Origin of the sequence: Petrotoga sibirica DSM 13575 (assembly GCF_002924625.1) — a bacterium.
Taxonomy (GTDB): Bacteria; Thermotogota; Thermotogae; order Petrotogales; family Petrotogaceae; genus Petrotoga; species Petrotoga sibirica.
Genome location: NZ_JAHC01000026.1, coordinates 35067 through 52663 on the forward strand (window position 1 = coordinate 35067; position 17597 = coordinate 52663).

Genomic DNA, 17597 nt, shown 5'->3' on the forward strand with positions numbered 1-17597 from the left:
CCTTGTAACCCACCCATAGTGTCTGTATTCCGATATTATTCCCAATAGTTTTTTTCGACGACTTTTAATCGTGAGAAGTCTCCCTTTTTTCTTCCTACTTTTGCGCAAGGTTTACCATCGACTTCTACTATATCTGCTGTGAAGTCAATTTTTTGTTTAAGCAAGGAAGATCCCACACCATAAAGGTCTACAGGCACTTCTAGGGTTTCAAATAGGTCTATTTTTTCTTGGTTAAATCCCCCTGAGACCATTATTTTTAAAGCGTTCATTCCTAATTCATCGAATCTTCTTCTTGCCCTCCAGACCATCTCCGGGTTAACCCCTAAAGACGATTTGTCTTTGGGAATAACAGATTTATCTCTTAAGGATCCAGATGTGTCAAATCTAACAGCCCAGATTTTGTCTTTTCCTTCACCAACTATCTTGGACAAATCCCCTCTATCAATATTGGGTTTTTCACCGTATATGTGTTCGTAAAACTCTTTTGCTACTTTGATGGTGGTTCCAATAACATCGTTGTCCCAATCTACTAACACCATTCTATTTACATGCCCATCTATATGTTTGTTGAAAGCAATGGATGCTGCTGACGTGTTTCCATTATACGCCGCAATTAAAGCATGAGGGATGGTCCCAAGAGATTCAGCTCCCCAATAATCAGCATTTGCGTCCGTTGATACTCCAAAGGCCCCAGCTTTCAAAGCTGCATAGCCATCAGTTGTTTGAACCCAAAAATGGTCGAATCTTGCACTAAAAAATAGAATCGGCTTTCCTCTGGCAGCGGCTACAACTTTCTTTACAGCGGTTGCTGTGCTGGTAGCCCTTGCCATCACCCCTAACAGAAGCGTTTCCAAATGTCCAAAAAAGGCAGGATTGCCTTTGATTACGAACACAGGCTCCATCTTCTTTGCTTCGTCTCCATCATTCAAAGCAAGTACTTCTATCTCATTCCATTTATCAACCCATAAACTGTTTAGTGTCATTCTAAGGTCCCATTTTTTATTTGTACAATTTAGAAGGTCTTCTTTGTCCATTCGTGTAGAGGCGTCTTGTATCGACCTTTCTATAGCTAATATTTCATCAAAAATCTCTTTAGCCTTTTCTTCATCTTTGTAGTAACCTGTTCCATAGGTTAAAAGAGCTAGGGCTTCATCTATTCCAACTACTACACAATCTGACCTTGGAAAAAATTGATATGTTACTTCTACTTTTTTCTTGTCTTTTTTTAGGACTTCTACATACCTTGTGAAATACTTGTCGGTGTAGTACCCCATTCTTATTTTGTCTATGGGTACCTTGAAGAGCTTTGGATGTAATCTTTTATTAGCATCATTTAAATCCATTTTCCCACCTTCTGATAAATTTTTTATCCGTCTTGTGACGTTTTTTAAAAGTAGATTGTTAGTTTTGTAAAATGATTTTTAGAATTTTTTATGTAAGCTATGCTTAATCTTTATTTGCGCCCCTTCGCCCCGCAGCCCGCCCATAAGGAAAAAGGAGCTTTACCCTTCACCCAGTTTCTCATCTTTCTAAATCTAGTAGATATTTTTTCCACTTGATACTTGGACTAAACTTTCCTATACTACCGTCGCTTTTTATTACCCTATGGCATGGGATAATAATGGGCAGGGGGTTGTTTTTCATAAGATTTCCCACCGCTCTGTACGATTTTGGATTTCCTGCCTTCGATGCCAATTCTTGGTAGGTAATCACGCTTCCCTTTTTTGTGTTGTACAACGTTTCATAGACCTTTTTTGCAAAAGCTGTTTCACCTGGGAAGTCAAATATTTCTTTGGGAATTTTTTGAAGATCTCCAAATAGATATGCATATATTATATCAAAATGTTTCTTTGTTTTTGAGTTGTAATAATTCTCATTTTTATTAGCGCCCCTTCGCCACGCTCCCCACCCGTCTAAGGAAGGAAAATCTTTGTTATTTTGCCCTGAGACCTGTCTCCCCAAGGTTAACCTTATTTTAGTTATTTTGTCATTTGTGACATAGATTATCACACTACCGATAGGTGTTCCTAACACGGCTTTCATCTTTCTAACTCCTTAAAATCAACAGGAACTAGGTGGGTAATTCCTTCCCTCATAGTTATTCCATAAAAAAATTCAGCAATTTCCATCACTATCTTATTGTGGGTTATTATCAGAAATTGAGATTTTTTAGAGTTCTCTAATATTAAGTCTGATATTTTGGAGGCGTTTAGATCGTCCAAAGGAGCATCGATTTCATCTAGTATATAAAAAGGACTGGGGTTTAGACTTATAAGCGAGAAAAGAAAAGCAATGGCTATGAGAGCTTTTTCACCTCCTGAAAAGAGAGAGAGCTTTTGAAAATTCGTCCCTGCTTTTTTTACAGATATTTGGATCCCTTTTTCAAACTCTTTGCCTTCACCAATTAATCTGAGTTCACCGTATCCATTTGGAAAAAGTTTTGAGATAAAGAAAGAGAATTCTTTGTTCAGATTGTTAAAAAAAGTATCGAATTGTCGTTGAGCTTCTTCGTCTAGATTTTTTATGCTTTGTTTTAGAGAATTTATTGATTTCATTATATCTTCTTTATTTTTCAGATTTTCTTGGTATTCTTTTTCCACTTCTTCGTATTCGTCTAAAACAGTTAAATCGACAGAACCAAGCTTTTTTAATGAACTTTCCAATTCTTTTTGTTTGTTCCCTAAGGCTTCTATGTCTTTTTCGGATAATTCTTTTAACTCGAACTCTTCTTCATTAATTTCTAAGTTTTGGGCTTTTTCTTTGAGAAATTGCATGTTGTGGATCGCTTCTTTTATTTCAAATTCAATCTCTTGATTTTTTTGTTTTATTGTATTTACTTCATTTTTTAATTGGTCTATACGGTTTTCATAATTTTCCAGGTTTTTAGCTTTGTTGTGTTTGCCTGTTCTACTTTGTTTCATCATTTCAAATAATTTTGAAATTTCGTTGTTGAGAGAGTCCTTTTCTTTGCTGAGTTCGTTTATTGCGGTTTTTATTTTATTGTTTTTTTCTTTTAAGGTATCAAAAAGTGTTTTTGCTTTTTGTTGCTTAATCTTTAGTTCTTTTAATTCATTTTCAATTTCTAACTTTTGATTTTTGTAGTATTCATATTTTTCTTTTATGCTTTTTAGTTCCATTTCTTGGCCTATAAGCTCTTTTTCTATTTGATTGAGTTGTACCCTTTTGTCTTTAAGGATTTCTTCGATCTTGCGTATTTTTTTGGTTGTTTGGGTGGTAATTTGATGGTTACTTTCAATCTCCGTTTTTAGTGAGGAGATCTCTTGATCAAGTGTTTTGTTTTTTTCTTCATAGTTGGCTAATTTTTCGTTGTAGAGAGCTATATTTTCCTGCAAATTTTTAATTTCTTCCTTGATTTTTTTGTAGTCAAGGTCATGTGCGTTCTTTGTTAATGTTGTTTGTCTTAACTCGTCTTTTATAGATTCCAACTCTTCTTTTTGGAGGTTAAGTTTTTCTTTTATTTTATTGTATTGGGTTTGTTTGTTCGAAAGGTCGGTTCTGATTTTTTTTAGCTTTTCTTCGATTTCTGAGACCTCTCTTTTTCTTTTAAGAACGGTAGAAGAATGATCGTATTTAGATTTTCCACCGGTTATGGCACCAGAAGAATAGACCAATTCGCCACCGAGAGTAACTATATTTCCAGGATACTTCATTTTCGATATTTTTATAGCTGTTTCGATATTATCAACTAATAATGCGTTAGAGAAAACGTATTCCATAACTTTTTGGTATTCTTTCTGGTAGTTTATTAAATTAATTACAAAATCTATTGTTCCAGGTTCGTTAAGGTACTTTTGTTGTAATAGAACTTTGGTTCTTAGCAGATCAAGTGGAAGAAGGGTGATTTTACCATTATTGCCTTTTTTTACCAGGTCTAAATATTCTTTTGCCTTTGATGAGTTTTTTATTACTATGTTCTGTATTCTTGAACTGGCTATTGTTGAGACCGCTTCTTCATACCTTTCTTCTGTGTTAATTAAATTAGCAACGACATCCACCACATTGTCGTCATCTTTGAAAGCTTTGAAAAATTCTTTTATCGTTGTTGAGAATCCTTCGTATTCGTTGATCTGTCTGTTTAAAGATTGATATGTGTAAGAAAGGTTCTTTTCTTGTTGTTGAAGAGTGTCGATTTCTGATAAAAGTGTATTGTAAGAGTTTTCTGTTTGTTTTAACTCGTCGGATTTCTTTTTTAACCTTTGTTCTAATTGGATTTCGGTTCCTTTTGAATGAGATAGTAGGTCTTCTATTTCTTTCATTTTCTGAGAGTTATTTTCTAATTTTGTTTTCAGGGTATTTATTTGATCTTTTAGCAAGGTAATTCTTTCTTGGTTACTGCCATATGTTGTCTGAAGGTTTTTTAACTCTGTTTCTTTTCTTTCTTTTTCTTGGAATAACTTGGATAATTCGGATTCTAAATTTTTGATCGTTTCTTCTTGTTTTTCTATTTCCTGTATAATAAGATTCTTTTTTTCGTCTATGAGGTTGGTTTTGTTTTGTGTTTTTTCTTCTATTTCTCTAAAATCGCTTTCGTTTTTAGAGAGTTCTTTTAACTGTTGTTCCAGTTTGTTTAATTTTTCTTCTAAAGAGTTTAATTCCCATTCTTTGCTTATTATTGAAGAGTTGTTCTCATTCAGTTCTTCTGTTAATTGGTTTGTTTCATTTTCTATCGTTTGAACCCTTTGCCTGTAGTTTTCTACCATGTCTCCGTTGATTGATAGTTGTTTGTCTGTATCTTCTATTTCGCTTTTTAAATTTCTGTAGCCGCGTTCTACTTCAAAAAGCTCTGATAGCAGAGATTTCATTCTTTGAGAATTGTCTTGTATTTCTTTTTGATGTTTTTCTATCTTTTTTAGAAAAGATATTTTGGAAGCACCAAAATACATCTTTCCTATCCTTTTTATTTCCTTACGATATTCAAGGTATTTTCGTGCCCTCCCAGCCCTAATGGATAAAGATTTTAATCTTTTATCTACGACGAATAGTAAATCGTTTATTCTGTCTAAATTTTCGGTTGTTTTATTCAATAGATTAACCGATATTTCTTTTTTTTCTAAGTATTTGGAAATGTTTGAAGCATCCAATACGATATCTCTAATATTTTCGGGTGAGGAGTTAACTATTTCTCCAATTTGACCTTGCCCAATGATCGAGTAAAAGCTTTTCCCTGTTCCTTTGTTGAAAATATTTTGCACTTCTTTAAGTGTGGCAACTTTGTTGTTTATATAATACCTGTTTGAGGAATCTTTCTCCAATATTTTTGAGATCTTAATTTTTTCATTGTCGTCGTTTTGTACCACCAACGAAACTTTAGCGTAGTTGGAAGAATCATGTCCGTTGCTTGCTATGTGTAATATATCGTTTTTTTCGGATATTCTCATCTGTTTTTGAGACTGCTCTCCTAATAACCATCTAATCGCGTCTACAATATTGGATTTACCGGCTCCGTTTGGACCAATTATCGCGATAATATTTTTATCTAAATTAAAATATGTTCTTCTACCAAAACTTTTAAATCCCTCTATTTCCAGGGATAAGAGTTTCAATTTTAACTCCCCCCAGCATTTTCAAGGCTTTTAATCTTTTCTTCAATAGTTTTAGTGACCTCTTCAACACTTTTACCTTGTTTTAATGCTCTATACATGATACCTATTATTCTCATATCCAGGTATGCGTACCATTTTGGAGATCCTTTTTTTAAACTTTGGTTCCTTAAGAGGTAGCTTGGATGAAAAGTTGGAAAGATTTTAATATTTCCATACCAATCGAAGAAACGTCCACGTGATTGAGTTATCTTAGATTCACCGGTAAAGTAATTCAAAGGTGTGTTGCCAAGAGTTACTATTATTTTTGGTTTGATAACGATTATTTGCCCATCAAGATAAGATTGACAACTTTTAACCTCTTCTTGTGTAGGGACCCTGTTTTGAGGAGGCCGACACTTCACGATGTTTGTGATGAAAACATCTTTTCTTTCCAATTTCGCATATTCTTTGAGCATCTTTTCTAAAAGTTGCCCTGCTCTTCCAACGAAGGGTTCTCCCAAGGCGTCTTCGTCTGCTCCAGGACCTTCACCTACAAACATTATTGGTGAGTCAACATTTCCGGAACCAGGAACAGCGTTAGATCTTGTAAGATTCAAAGGGCACTTTTCACATATCTCTATTCTTTTGGCGATCATTTCTATATTCTTCTGTTTTTCCTCGTCGCCGTATAAGATCATCCATATTCCTCCTCACATTAATCCAAATTCAAACCCATCATCACCATAAGAGATATTTTTATCAGGTATATAATTGATAAAAAAAGATATTCTGAACGAGGTTAAATCAAATTGAGGTAGTAAGGAAAACTTTGACTGTATGTTCAAGGTCCAGCATACAATCTTTTTTTGTATTTCAAACTCGGTGAAATTTAAGTTTTGATCTTCTATATCATAATTAAAGTTAATTTTTGCGAATTCACTTTTATCTCTGTTGTTTATGCGGAACCCTGTTTTTAGATAATCAGAAATACGGTAGGTTGTATTGACTCCAAAAGAGTAATTTGAGTTTTTTTCTAAGAAATTAATGTCTAAGTCGTATAGAGTGTACTCTTCCTTCATGTCAAAATCCCCGTAAATCTTGTTACCATCATGATAAATAAGAAAATATGTCAAAAGTTCTGGAACCATTTTGGCAAAAGTTTTTTCATTAATATATAAGTTATAATCCAATTGCAGCCGATTTCTATTGTACCTCAAATTTTCTCTGTTTTCAATATAATCAATCTTATTCTCTTCTTGATGGTGATAATCAAATTCACTTCTATGTGTTAAAGGGCCAATGACGTTGGTTAGTTTGACGCTTGTGGTATCTGGCTGTACCGTATTAAGATCAGTAATATCAAATTCTGTTTTTGTTTGCAAGGTATTTTTAGTGTTTAATAAATTTATGTTGGTTTGAGTTTGAAGATCTAGTTTTTGCAAATCGGGGAAATTTTCAGTATTTGTTAGATCAAAGCTTCTACTTAACCTTGCGGAATTCGTAAAATTTTTTTCAAATATAGAGAAAGAATATCCTACATAATCGTTGTAATTCAATTCGTCCGTGGCAGAGGGAGTGAGAGAGTTTTCTAAGACTTTGACGTATTCTAAGGAGTGACCAATTTGAAAAACACCTAAATTAATATCTATTCCAGGTTTTAAAGAGTAATTAAAAAGCAATTTTCCAGAAGAGTAGGTTTCACCAGGTATAAAGTCGTTATAATAGTTGAAACGAATCGTATCTTCCATGTTGAATTTTAAATCAAAATTATTTTTATCAATCTCATAAAGGGTATCTTTGTAGGAGAAAGTGTTTTTCGTTGTTAATCTATTTTTTGTGGTTTCGGTTGCGACGATGGTATAAGCGTAATCAAAGTTACCGTACATTTTGGCAAATGTTTCATAGAAGTTGTACTTTCCTGATATGTCTATTTTATTTTCTTTCGTTTTCCATATCTCGGGCATTGAAAGATCGAATATGTCTCCATATGAATGAGAGTTGAACTTAAGTTTTGATAGAGAGATCAAAGATCTCCCATATTTCTTTTGAAACGCTTGAGATTCAACGTTTAAAAATAGAATATCATCAAATCCTGTTGGATTCCAATAAATGTGTGATCTTATATTTTTAAGATCTCCCAAATTAGTTTTTAGTTTTGGAATATTTAAAGATAAAGATTTTTCTTCAGTTACTGGTTCAACTTTAAACTCTAATTTGGCAATTTCACTGGCTTTGTTATCTTCAAAAAATTGGTACATAATTCCTAAGTTGTTATCGTATGTATTTGGGGAATTCAGACCCGTAAAGAGATACAAGCTTCCATATAAAAAAGGGACACCGTATTTTAGGGTCACTTCTTTATCTGTTTCTTGTGTGGCTAGATCGTTGGCTGTGTTGTAAGATAAATGAACCTTCGATCCATTTTCAAACTTGTAATTAATTTCTGTTAGTAGTGAAAATTCGTTATTATCGTATCCAAAGGTGAGCGACATAGGTTCTTCTTCATTTTCTGATAAACTTTGAAAATAGAAAGGTAGGTATAGAACAGGGACTCCAAAAAAACTGAGCACAACGTCTCGGGCTATCAAAAAATATCCTGGGAAAATGTCGACCTTTCGAGCTGAAAAATAATAAGTAATACAATCCTCACACGTTGTTAATTTCGTCTGATTTGTTTCTATAGTATTCGCGTGCATTGGTTTTTGCATACTTTGAGACCATATGCGTACGTCTACTTCTTTCTCTGCCTTATACTTTTGTATGGTATAGGAATTTAAGAAGACTGCTGAATCTTCTTTGAAGTTTACGGTTATTTCTGAGGCTTGTATAGAAATATCTTCGTATAGATAAGTGATATTTCCATAAAAAGTCGCTGCTTTAATCGTTCCATCTTCATTTAATTCACCTTGAGCAGAATCTGCTTTTATCGTAGAACCTTCATACTCTACAAAGACGTTACCTTCTAAAAATAATAAATCATCTTTTAAATAAAAATCTTCACTAGTTATATTTACGGGTGCAGAAAAAAAGGAAGAACCAATAAAAATAAACAATATTATAGAAAAAACCCTTTTCAAGGGCTCGAGAAGTTTATAAGATACTCTTGAATCCAACATTAAGAAAAGAAAAGCACCAATAATACCAAATATTATGTTGGGAATCCAAACGGATATCGTTGGATTTATTATATGCGCTTTTCCCAAAGCTGACAACCAAGCACCAGAGCCTTGATAAATTATGACTAGGACAAACGTTGTAATTACACTCCAAGATTTACTTGTTAGGTTTAAAAACAGGGATAAGGCTGTTCCTAAAATACAAATTACAAAGGGAGCCAACGAGTTAGCAAATTTTGACTGATAGGAAACTATTAGACCGGAGACATCCAAACCAAGCTTGGAAAAAGTAGTTATTTTTTCTTTTAGTTCTTTTGAGGTCATTTCGTTGGCGCTTTTAGAGAAGTTCAGGAATTCTTCAACATCTTCTTGGATATCTAGTTCCAATTGATCAAAAGTGATATCTAAGTCGAGGAATCCATCTTTGTTGGTTCTAAACATCCTTCCATTTTTCATGTACCAACCGTTGGAACCTTTTTGAGCTTGCTGAGCATTGAAAACGGCAGTGTAATCTTTTTTAACCTCGTATAAGAGCACATCGTATAAAACTCCACTTTCTCTATCTATTTGTTTTACAAAGAGGTATCGTCCATCGCCTACATCGACAAATTGGTTTTCTTCGATCTGTGCTTCAGGTCTTTGATAAACGTACCGAGCTATCGCTTCTTTTGCCTTGTAGTTTGATTGTGGTACGATGGTGTCAAAGAGTGCAAAGGTAAAAAAAGATAACAATAAAGAAATTGTCATAAAAGGTATAATTAATTTCTTCATTGGTATTCCCAGCGTTTGTAGAGCGATTATTTCGTTTGCAGAGGAGAGTTTTGAAATAACCCAAAATATACCAAACAGCACTCCCACAGGAATTCCCATGGAGATAAAATACGGTAGATGATACCAAATCAATATCAGTAGTTTTGAAAATCCTACATTGTTTCTAACAATTATTTCTGATAGTTGATAAAGCAACTCCAAGCTAACAAAGACTATAAAAGCGATTAAGCCCATAAAAAATGGAGGTATGAATTCTATCGAAATGTATTTCAAGAGTTTCTTCATTGGTTTTCTTCTCCCAAGAAATAGAAGAGTTCTAAACCGTTATTTCTACATTTGTAAAATTCCCCTGTTAACGTCCAAATAATATTTTCAGAGATGTTTGTGATGAAATCAGAAAAGTCAGCTAAATTGTTTAGTACTTCTATATGAAGTGAAGCGGATTTAATCGATTCTTTGGATTTGTACAAATATGATTTGTAAGCATCGATAAGCCCCTTTACTTCTTCGTTGAGAATACAACTTTTTCTCGCTTTCTCAAAAAAACTTTCTTTTACTTGATCTGTCATTAATTTGGTTGCTTTGATATTGATCAAATCCGATAACGAGGATAAAACATTTGAAAGATTCTCTTTGGTTAGTTCCAGGCTATCTTCAAAATTTGAAGCGTTTACAGCAGAAGGGGTTTTGAGTATTTCAATTATTAATTTTGCATTTTTTTCGCATATATCACCCATGTTTTCAAATATTTGAACTAATTTCGAGCTCATGAAACAAGCTTTTAAGTAAATCCCTGTGTAATTACCAGTGGACAATAAAATAACGCTTTCATAATTTAAACTTGCTTCGATGAAATCTAATCTGTCGTCTTGATTTATTATTTCTTTTGCTAATTTATCGTTTCTTTCTAGATAAGCATCCCCAAATTTATAGTACATTTCTTGAACTATTCTGCCCATTCTCAAAACATTATTTAAATATCGTGTTAATCGATTCAAACTGATGCTGTTGATTTGGCTAACATTCTCTTTTTTGAACAAATTATTTGCCTCCTAAAATCATTCAAACCTTCTGCCAAACCCTAATTTTTTATCTAAGACATTGAGATAATTGTTTCCGTTTCTTTGGGCTAGTTTTATCGTCATCTCACTGGAAGTTACAAATATTGACATTCCTGGTTCCATTCTATGAATGATATCTCCATCACCGGTTACATATGCAAAGCCTTTGCTCATGTTTTTCAAAATGATCTCTATCTTCTGTGTTGGAGGAGCAATGAAAGGCCTAATGTTGAGGGCGTGAGCAGCTAACGGGATGAGTTGAATGACGTTTAGTTCAGGGTGAATGATAGGACCTCCGGCAGATAAGGCGTATGCAGTGGATCCAGTGGGTGTTGATACAATTAATCCGTCACCAGCGAATGAGAATAAAGTGTGTCTCTCAATTTTTACATCAACATTCATAGTGCCTAGTGGTTGGCTTTTTAATAAGACGATATCGTTTAGAACAACGACTTTTTTGGTACCTACATGACATTCTAAAAGGTGCCGAAATGAAAAAGAAATGTTTTCTTTTTGTATATCTTCGATCAATTCTTTTATCTCAGAACTGGAATAAGAACTCAAAAACCCTAAATTCCCCGTATTAACAGCTATTACCGGCTTTGAAAATATTGCGGCAATTTCAGCTATTTTCAAAACCGTCCCATCGCCCCCAAAAATCACGAAAAAATCGGCTGCTTGGGCTTGTTTTTCCTCTACAGTAGAGCCCGCCGCAGCGTAACCCAGAACCTCTATATTGCTTTCATTGAAAGGTTTTAATATGTTTTCTTCAAGGGTATCTTTAGAAAGCTTAAGTGGATTGTAAAAGATAAAGATTTTCATAAAAAATCACACTCCAAGCCTGTAAGCTAAGTCCAATAAAGATTGTACTAAAAACCTGTCTAAAAACATTAATATAAGAAAAGCAATCATTGGAGATAGATCGATATTGCCTATAACTGTGGGTATAAACCTTCTTATAGGATTCAAAATTATGTTGGCAACAGAATCAACAAAACCTCGAAATCTGTTGTATTGGAAGGGCATTATAAAACTTAATAAAGCAGATACAATTATACAAAATTCAAAAAATACTATTACTATTCTTAATATACTTGCTAGCGCTATTAAAAGGTTTGCTATTACAAACATTTTTTTCCTCCCTGTAAGAAGTCCGTTCATTTAAAGATAACGGTTACCAAAGATTTTTGTTCCTATTCTTAAAAGAGTGGCTCCTTCTTCTATGGCCATTTTGTAATCGTTAGTCATCCCCATAGATAATTCCTTTATTGAAGTGTATTTTTTATTTAGGTTGTCTCTAAGTTCTCTTAAGCTTCGAAAGACATTTCTAATAACATGTGTGTTGTCAGTGTAAGGAGCCATCGTCATTAGACCGATTATTTTTATATTTTTAAAAGATGTTGCCTCTTGCAAAAATGCATCTACTTCGTTTGGAATGAGTCCGGCTTTGGAATTTTCACCAGATATGTTAATTTCTAAAAGTACTTTTTGTGTTTTATTTATTTCTTCAGCTCTTTTTTGAATTTCTTCTATTTCTTTCATTCTCCAAACTGAATGTATGTATTCCGCGATAGGAACAATGTATTTTATTTTGTTGGTTTGTATCCTGCCTATGAAATGCCATACAATGGCAAGGTTTTTTAGATCTTCATATTTTTCTCTTAAGTCCTGAGCTCGATTTTCTCCAAAATCTCTGTGCCCTTTCTCGTACAATATTTCTATGGCGTCACTTGGAAAATTCTTTGATACAGCAACTAATTTTATAGAGTTCATATCTCTACCTGATTTTTCAACAATTTTTTGTATCTCATTTAACAAGGTTTGATAATTTTCTATTAGAAAATTATTCATTAAACTCCCCCCATAAACTGATATTTTGATTGGAAGGTTTTTGGGTGTAATTCAATTTTTTATAAGCTTTTTCAGTTGCTACCCTACCACGTGGGGTTCTGATAATGAAACCTGCTTGTAGTAGAAACGGTTCATAGACCTCGCTGATTGAATCAGGCTCTATCCCAATCGATGAAGCTAGGGCATTTATACCTACCGGCCCACCTTCATAGTTTTCTATTATTGTTTTAAGAATTTTTCGATCCATTTTATCTAAGCCATCTTCATCCATTTCTAATAATTTCATAGTATTGTCTACATCTTCGGTTTCTATGATGTTTTTTCCCGAAACTTGAACAAAATCTCTAACCCTTCTCAACAATCTGTTGGCGATCCTGGGAGTTCCCCGGGACCTTTGGGCTAAAATATGGGATGCATCTTCTTTTATTTTTATATTGAGTATCTCTGCACTTCTTTTTATGATTAAGTTGAGGTCTTTTGGAGAGTAGAAATCAACTTCCAAAATTATGCCAAACCTACTTCTCAATGGTGGAGCGATGAGGCCTAATCTCGTAGTAGCTCCCACCAACGTGAAAGGTTGTAGGTCAATCCTTATAGAACGTGCAGAAGGACCTTTCCCTATAACAATGTCAAGTTGAAAATCCTCCATGGCTGAGTATAAGATTTCTTCCACGGTTCTATTCAATCTGTGGATCTCGTCTATGAATAGTACGTCGCCATTTTCTAGGTTGGTTAAAATGGCAGCGAGGTCTCCTGCTTTTTCGATTACAGGGCCGCTTGTAATTTGCAAATTAGCTCCTAGCTCGTTTGAAATCACATAAGCTAAGGTTGTTTTACCTAAACCAGGCGGACCTGCTAAAACTACATGGTCCATCGCTTCTTTTCTTATTTTAGCAGCTTCTATCGCGACTTTTAGCTTTTTTTTTATGTTGTCCTGGCCGATAAATTCATTCAAGTAATTTGGCCTTAATTTCTTTGTTCCTGTATCCTCTCCAATAAAAGAGGGATCCAATAACCTCTTTGGATTTGTATTTTCTTTTTCGATCATTTTAAAAACTCCTTAGAATCTTATGGGTAAACTCTGTAAAGTGTTCGTGCAAAAGGTATAGCTTCCCTTATGTGTTCTAATCCACATATCCAAGCTACGGTTCTTTCAACGCCTAAGCCGAAACCACTGTGTGGAACGCTACCAAACTTTCGTAAATCTATGTACCATTGGTATTGATCTAAAGGTAGATTGAATTCTTTTAATCTGTCTATTAAGATAGATTCTTCCCATATTCTTTCAGAACCCCCTATTATTTCACCATAACCCTCGGGGGCAAGTAAGTCATCACAGAGTACAACGTCAGGATTGGTTTCATCAGGTTGCATATAGAAAGCTTTAGCTTTCCTAGGATATTTCTCCACAAAGAGAGGTTTTTCAAACTGGGAAGCAAGTGCACTTTCTTCATCTGCTCCGAAATCTTCTCCCCATTCTATTTCAAAACCTTTTTTCTTCAGGAAATCAATCGCTTGTGTGTATGTCATTCTTTCAAAAGGAGGTTGAATTTTTTGTAGTTTATTTGTATCCCTACCAATTTCTTTTAGATCATCCGAAGCATTTTCTAATACTCTTTGCATTATGAAAGAAACTAAGTTTTCTTGTAATTTGATATTGTCTTCATGTTTATAAAAAGCTACTTCGGCTTCATTCATCCAAAATTCGATTAAATGTCTTCTTGTTTTTGATTTTTCGGACCTAAAGGTAGGACCAAGGTTGTACACCTTGCCAAAAGACATCGCCGCAGCTTCTAAGTAAAGTTGACCAGTTTGTGCTAGATACACCTCTCCATAATCGAAATAGTCTAATTTGAATGTGTTACCGGCAGATTCTCCTATAGAACCGGTAAATATGGGGGTGTCTATCAAAGTAAAATCATTTTGATTATAAAAATCCCTAATTGCCTTTAAAATTTCGTTTCTAATTTTTAAGATATGAAACTGTCTTCTCGATCTGATCCATAGATGCCTGTTTTCCATTAAAAAGTCTATGCCATGTTCTTTTTTAGAAATAGGGTAGTCTTCAATGGGTTCTTGTATTTTTTTGAAAGAAGTTATGTGTAATTCAACGTTTTCAGGAGATCTTTCGTCTTTTTTTATGGTTCCTTGTAATATTATGCTACTTTCCATCTTTATTTTTCTGATATTTTCAAAGGTTTCATCATCAAAATTTTTCTTTTCAGCTATTCCTTGAATAAAACCTGTTCCATCCCTTAACTGTAAGAAAGCTATTTTACCGCTGCTTCTTTTGTTCCATACCCATCCCCGAAATTCTACTGTTTGATCGATGTGTTTTTTGAAGTCTTTTATATATACCCATTTTGGAATCATGCTGTCACCTCCGTGCGTTAAGGGGGTCCCCCCTTAAAAACCACAAATTCAAGTTCAAAATCTTTTAAAAACATAGTTTGCACAAAGCAGCAAACTTAAAAAATCTTTTTGCACAAGGCTACAAAAGGCTTCGCCCCTTAAGAACCTGTTTTAGCGCCCCTTTGCCCCGCTGCCCGCCCATAAGGATAAAAAGGGTAAACCCCATAATGTTCTGTTTTAGCGCCCTTTCACCCTGCTCCCCACCCATAAAGAAGGTGAAATCAGGGCTTTGCCGCGCTCGTTTATTTTTCTTTTAGTTTTGAATACTCTCTGGCAGCTTCTGTAAAAAAGGTATCCAATTCTTCGTTAACAATGAAAGCAACTTTTTCTGGTGGGAGGTACATTTCTGATACTTCACCTTTGTTTACTACTATTATTTTTCCTTCAGTTAAGGATGGCAACATTGCTGCTGGTATAACCACAAGAGAGGATCCTAAAACTAAGACAAGATCAGAATTTTTCATCAATATTTTAGATTCTGTTAGGTATTTTACAGGTTCTCCAAAGAATACTATATCTGGTTTTATTACGCCACCACAGTTATCACATTTTGGTACTATTTCGTTGTTCATCTTTTCTATTATTTCTTCTTGAGAATACTCTCTATTACATTTTGTGCAGTAATTTTTCCAGCATCCTCCATGGATTTCATAAACTTTTTCTGAACCTGCTTTTTGGTGTAAAGAATCGATGTTTTGAGTTACTATCCCTTTCAATTTTCCTTCCTTTTCAAGTTGAATTAAAAATTTGTGGGTAAAGGTTGGTTCTGCTTTAGTTATGTACTCTAAAAATTTTTTGTGAAACTTATAAAACAAAGAAGGATCACGATAGAAATAATCCAAATCGAAAATCCTTTCGGGATTTTTTATATTTGACTTTGTATAGATCCCGTTTGGGCCTCTAAAATCGGGGATACCTGCGTTAGTAGACATCCCCGCACCACTTAAGACCGCAATGGAATTTGACTTATAAATTAATTCTGCACATTTTTTCGCAACTTCAGACACTTTTCCAACCTTTCAGAAATTTCAAAAGTTCTTGGGCGGCTATTAAAGGACCTTCGTCTTCATAGCCTTCTACACCAAGTTGTGTGCGGAGTATTCCAACTTTTACGTTGCTTTTTACTAGCGTTTCCATGTATCTTCTAGCAATTTTTTCATGTTTTTCTCTTCTTTGGATTGCACCGAAAGGATTTGCAAAGTAACTGTAGGTTAAACCTTTTTCTGCAGTTGTACCTTTTGCCATCCTCGCACCTTTGGAGAATACATCTAATGCCTTATCTACGTCATCAAAAAATTCAATCGGTGGTTTGTTTTCGTCAATTTTTTCATAGTTGTTGGCGTAAAAGAAATAATCAATTTTAGTAGGTTTAATAATGTCTTCATAATTGGAGTAGGGTACAATAACTCTGGCGTTGGTTATGTTTGGATTCATAAAGATACTTCTATCCATAGCGGAGTATGCATAACCCGGTTGTAAGTCGTCGAGTCTGACGAATGCTCCGGTTTCTGTCCCGTATGCAACTACTGTTCCATCTTCTAAAATATCTAATGATCCCATGTCGTCTATCACTATATTTACTTCAGATACTTGTTTTCTGATTCTATTTAAGGCGTCTAATGTTTCAGATTTCCCAGCTCCACTATCTCCCATAATCATTACGTTGAAACTTTTTCCATCTCTTAACTTTATTTCCGCTAATGCCCCATGGACTGGCAGCCTTTCTTCGTCTATAACTATTAAGTTGTGAATTGTCAATATCATTTTCTTCATATAACCAAAGTAATCTATAGAAGGATCATCTCCAACAAGTCCTACGTAAGTTCCATCATCTTCTTTATAGATGATACCATTGTAATCGTCTTCATCTTCAAAAAAACTTTTATTCATACCGAAGATGTATATACCATCAGGTCTTCTGTATTCTAAACTTTCAAAATCTGCAAACTCGAACAGATTTGCTAAACCTGTTGCCATTGCAAGGTATTCTTTGTAAACAGCAACAAATATTAATTTATTGTTAACATATATAGGGAACACCAGCCAGTCTTGAGGATTATCTAAATGAATTTTATTTAATATAGGCCGATCAACAACTTTGAAAATTCCTCTTCTTTTATTTGAGTTTGTATAAAAGATAACGGGTGGTTCCAGTACTACACTCCAAACATATTCCATGTTATATAAAAAATCAGCATTGGCTATTTTAGCTTCTGGTTTAGGTTTAGGACGATCAACTATAAATCCTGCTTGAACTCCACCGGGAAGTTGCCTCAGCACTTTTACTCTTCTGGCTGAAATGTTGACAAGAATTTGTTTATATAATCCCAAGACTAAGCTTTTTAGATCAGAGTTGTTCTTGACTAAGGATATTTGCTTATGAATCCTCGTTCTTGAATTATGACTGAAAGGATCCGCTTTTTTCATAAATCTGTGTTTTGAACGCCATAGGTTAAAGATATCTTCAACAAAGAGGGCTAACGTTTCTCTGTATGAAGACAATTTTGGGAAACTAAAGTAAGAAGATTCATCTAAATGGTCTAAGCTGTTTATAGATAAAGCTAAGAGTAGTTGCCGAATTTGTTCTAAATCGTATCTTTCACGAACATTTTGTTTGCTCTTATCCACAAGAAATAATTGAAAAAAAGGATACAGAGCATTGTGTGTTTCTTGGGCATCTTCAATTAATTCTGAGATTATTTCTAGAAGAATGCTTGAATTTAGTATTTGAGATATGTTACTATAAGATACCTCCCCCGGTATCAATACCGTTCTTTCAAAACTCATTGTAACCCTCCCTTTTGACGGTCTTTAGAAATTTTAATTTAGCGCCCCTTCACCCC

General features: G+C 34.3%; 13 protein-coding genes. All 13 read right to left on the reverse strand.

Translation table 11 applies throughout. The features are described from left to right. Nucleotides 1-35 precede the first annotated feature (35 nt). The 13 genes from AA80_RS06715 to AA80_RS06775 all read right to left on the reverse strand — a co-directional run bounded on the left by AA80_RS06715 (nucleotide 36) and on the right by AA80_RS06775 (nucleotide 17541). Entirely contained in the window at nucleotides 36-1343 is a 1308-nt protein-coding gene (locus tag AA80_RS06715; protein WP_103877021.1) for a nicotinate phosphoribosyltransferase, read from the reverse strand. 178 nt (nucleotides 1344-1521) lie between these two features. Further along, the gene (locus AA80_RS06720; RefSeq protein ID WP_103877022.1) at nucleotides 1522-2043 is read right to left on the reverse strand and encodes a methylated-DNA--[protein]-cysteine S-methyltransferase; all 522 of its coding nucleotides are present in this window, start codon (nucleotides 2041-2043) and stop codon (nucleotides 1522-1524) included. Beyond that, the gene (gene smc / locus AA80_RS06725; RefSeq protein ID WP_103877023.1) at nucleotides 2040-5564 is read right to left on the reverse strand and encodes a chromosome segregation protein SMC; all 3525 of its coding nucleotides are present in this window, start codon (nucleotides 5562-5564) and stop codon (nucleotides 2040-2042) included. The genes AA80_RS06720 and smc overlap by 4 nt, the downstream gene beginning before the upstream one ends. Before the next feature lie 2 nt (nucleotides 5565-5566). Further along, on the reverse strand, nucleotides 5567-6241 hold the full coding sequence (locus AA80_RS06730; RefSeq protein ID WP_103877024.1) for a uracil-DNA glycosylase: 675 nt from the start codon (nucleotides 6239-6241) through the stop codon (nucleotides 5567-5569). A 12-nt stretch (nucleotides 6242-6253) separates the two neighbouring features. Beyond that, nucleotides 6254-9715 (reverse strand): LptF/LptG family permease, encoded by a 3462-nt coding sequence (locus AA80_RS06735; RefSeq protein ID WP_103877025.1) that lies wholly within the window; start codon nucleotides 9713-9715, stop codon nucleotides 6254-6256. After that, the gene (locus AA80_RS06740; RefSeq protein ID WP_103877026.1) at nucleotides 9712-10470 is read right to left on the reverse strand and encodes a phosphate signaling complex PhoU family protein; all 759 of its coding nucleotides are present in this window, start codon (nucleotides 10468-10470) and stop codon (nucleotides 9712-9714) included. The genes AA80_RS06735 and AA80_RS06740 overlap by 4 nt, the downstream gene beginning before the upstream one ends. Before the next feature lie 18 nt (nucleotides 10471-10488). Continuing rightward, on the reverse strand, nucleotides 10489-11313 hold the full coding sequence (locus AA80_RS06745) for an NAD(+)/NADH kinase (protein ID WP_103877027.1): 825 nt from the start codon (nucleotides 11311-11313) through the stop codon (nucleotides 10489-10491). 6 nt (nucleotides 11314-11319) lie between these two features. Next, on the reverse strand, nucleotides 11320-11622 hold the full coding sequence (locus tag AA80_RS06750) for a YggT family protein (RefSeq protein WP_103877028.1): 303 nt from the start codon (nucleotides 11620-11622) through the stop codon (nucleotides 11320-11322). Nucleotides 11623-11652: 30 nt separating this feature from the next. Next, nucleotides 11653-12342, reverse strand: a complete 690-nt coding sequence (locus AA80_RS06755; RefSeq protein WP_103877029.1) for a YggS family pyridoxal phosphate-dependent enzyme — start codon at nucleotides 12340-12342, stop codon at nucleotides 11653-11655. Next, nucleotides 12335-13390, reverse strand: a complete 1056-nt coding sequence (gene ruvB / locus AA80_RS06760; protein WP_103877030.1) for a Holliday junction branch migration DNA helicase RuvB — start codon at nucleotides 13388-13390, stop codon at nucleotides 12335-12337. Before ruvB ends, AA80_RS06755 begins: the two co-directional genes overlap by 8 nt. A gap of 20 nt (nucleotides 13391-13410) precedes the next feature. Then, the gene (gene asnS / locus AA80_RS06765) at nucleotides 13411-14715 is read right to left on the reverse strand and encodes an asparagine--tRNA ligase (protein ID WP_103877031.1); all 1305 of its coding nucleotides are present in this window, start codon (nucleotides 14713-14715) and stop codon (nucleotides 13411-13413) included. Nucleotides 14716-14996: 281 nt separating this feature from the next. Next, nucleotides 14997-15761 (reverse strand): SIR2 family NAD-dependent protein deacylase, encoded by a 765-nt coding sequence (locus AA80_RS06770; protein WP_103877032.1) that lies wholly within the window; start codon nucleotides 15759-15761, stop codon nucleotides 14997-14999. Continuing rightward, a complete protein-coding gene (locus AA80_RS06775; RefSeq protein WP_103877033.1) occupies nucleotides 15754-17541 on the reverse strand; it encodes a phosphoenolpyruvate carboxykinase (ATP) in 1788 nt (595 codons plus the stop codon). Before AA80_RS06775 ends, AA80_RS06770 begins: the two co-directional genes overlap by 8 nt. Nucleotides 17542-17597 lie beyond the last annotated feature (56 nt).

Coding starts and splice junctions, on each gene's coding strand:
- AA80_RS06715 (WP_103877021.1), bottom strand. CDS start 1,343: ATGGATTTAAATGATGCTAATAAAAGATTACATCCAAAGCTCTTCAAG.
- AA80_RS06720 (WP_103877022.1), bottom strand. CDS start 2,043: ATGAAAGCCGTGTTAGGAACACCTATCGGTAGTGTGATAATCTATGTC.
- AA80_RS06730 (WP_103877024.1), bottom strand. CDS start 6,241: ATGATCTTATACGGCGACGAGGAAAAACAGAAGAATATAGAAATGATC.
- AA80_RS06735 (WP_103877025.1), bottom strand. CDS start 9,715: ATGAAGAAACTCTTGAAATACATTTCGATAGAATTCATACCTCCATTT.
- AA80_RS06745 (WP_103877027.1), bottom strand. CDS start 11,313: ATGAAAATCTTTATCTTTTACAATCCACTTAAGCTTTCTAAAGATACC.
- AA80_RS06750 (WP_103877028.1), bottom strand. CDS start 11,622: ATGTTTGTAATAGCAAACCTTTTAATAGCGCTAGCAAGTATATTAAGA.
- AA80_RS06755 (WP_103877029.1), bottom strand. CDS start 12,342: ATGAATAATTTTCTAATAGAAAATTATCAAACCTTGTTAAATGAGATA.
- ruvB (WP_103877030.1), bottom strand. CDS start 13,390: ATGATCGAAAAAGAAAATACAAATCCAAAGAGGTTATTGGATCCCTCT.
- asnS (WP_103877031.1), bottom strand. CDS start 14,715: ATGATTCCAAAATGGGTATATATAAAAGACTTCAAAAAACACATCGAT.
- AA80_RS06775 (WP_103877033.1), bottom strand. CDS start 17,541: ATGAGTTTTGAAAGAACGGTATTGATACCGGGGGAGGTATCTTATAGT.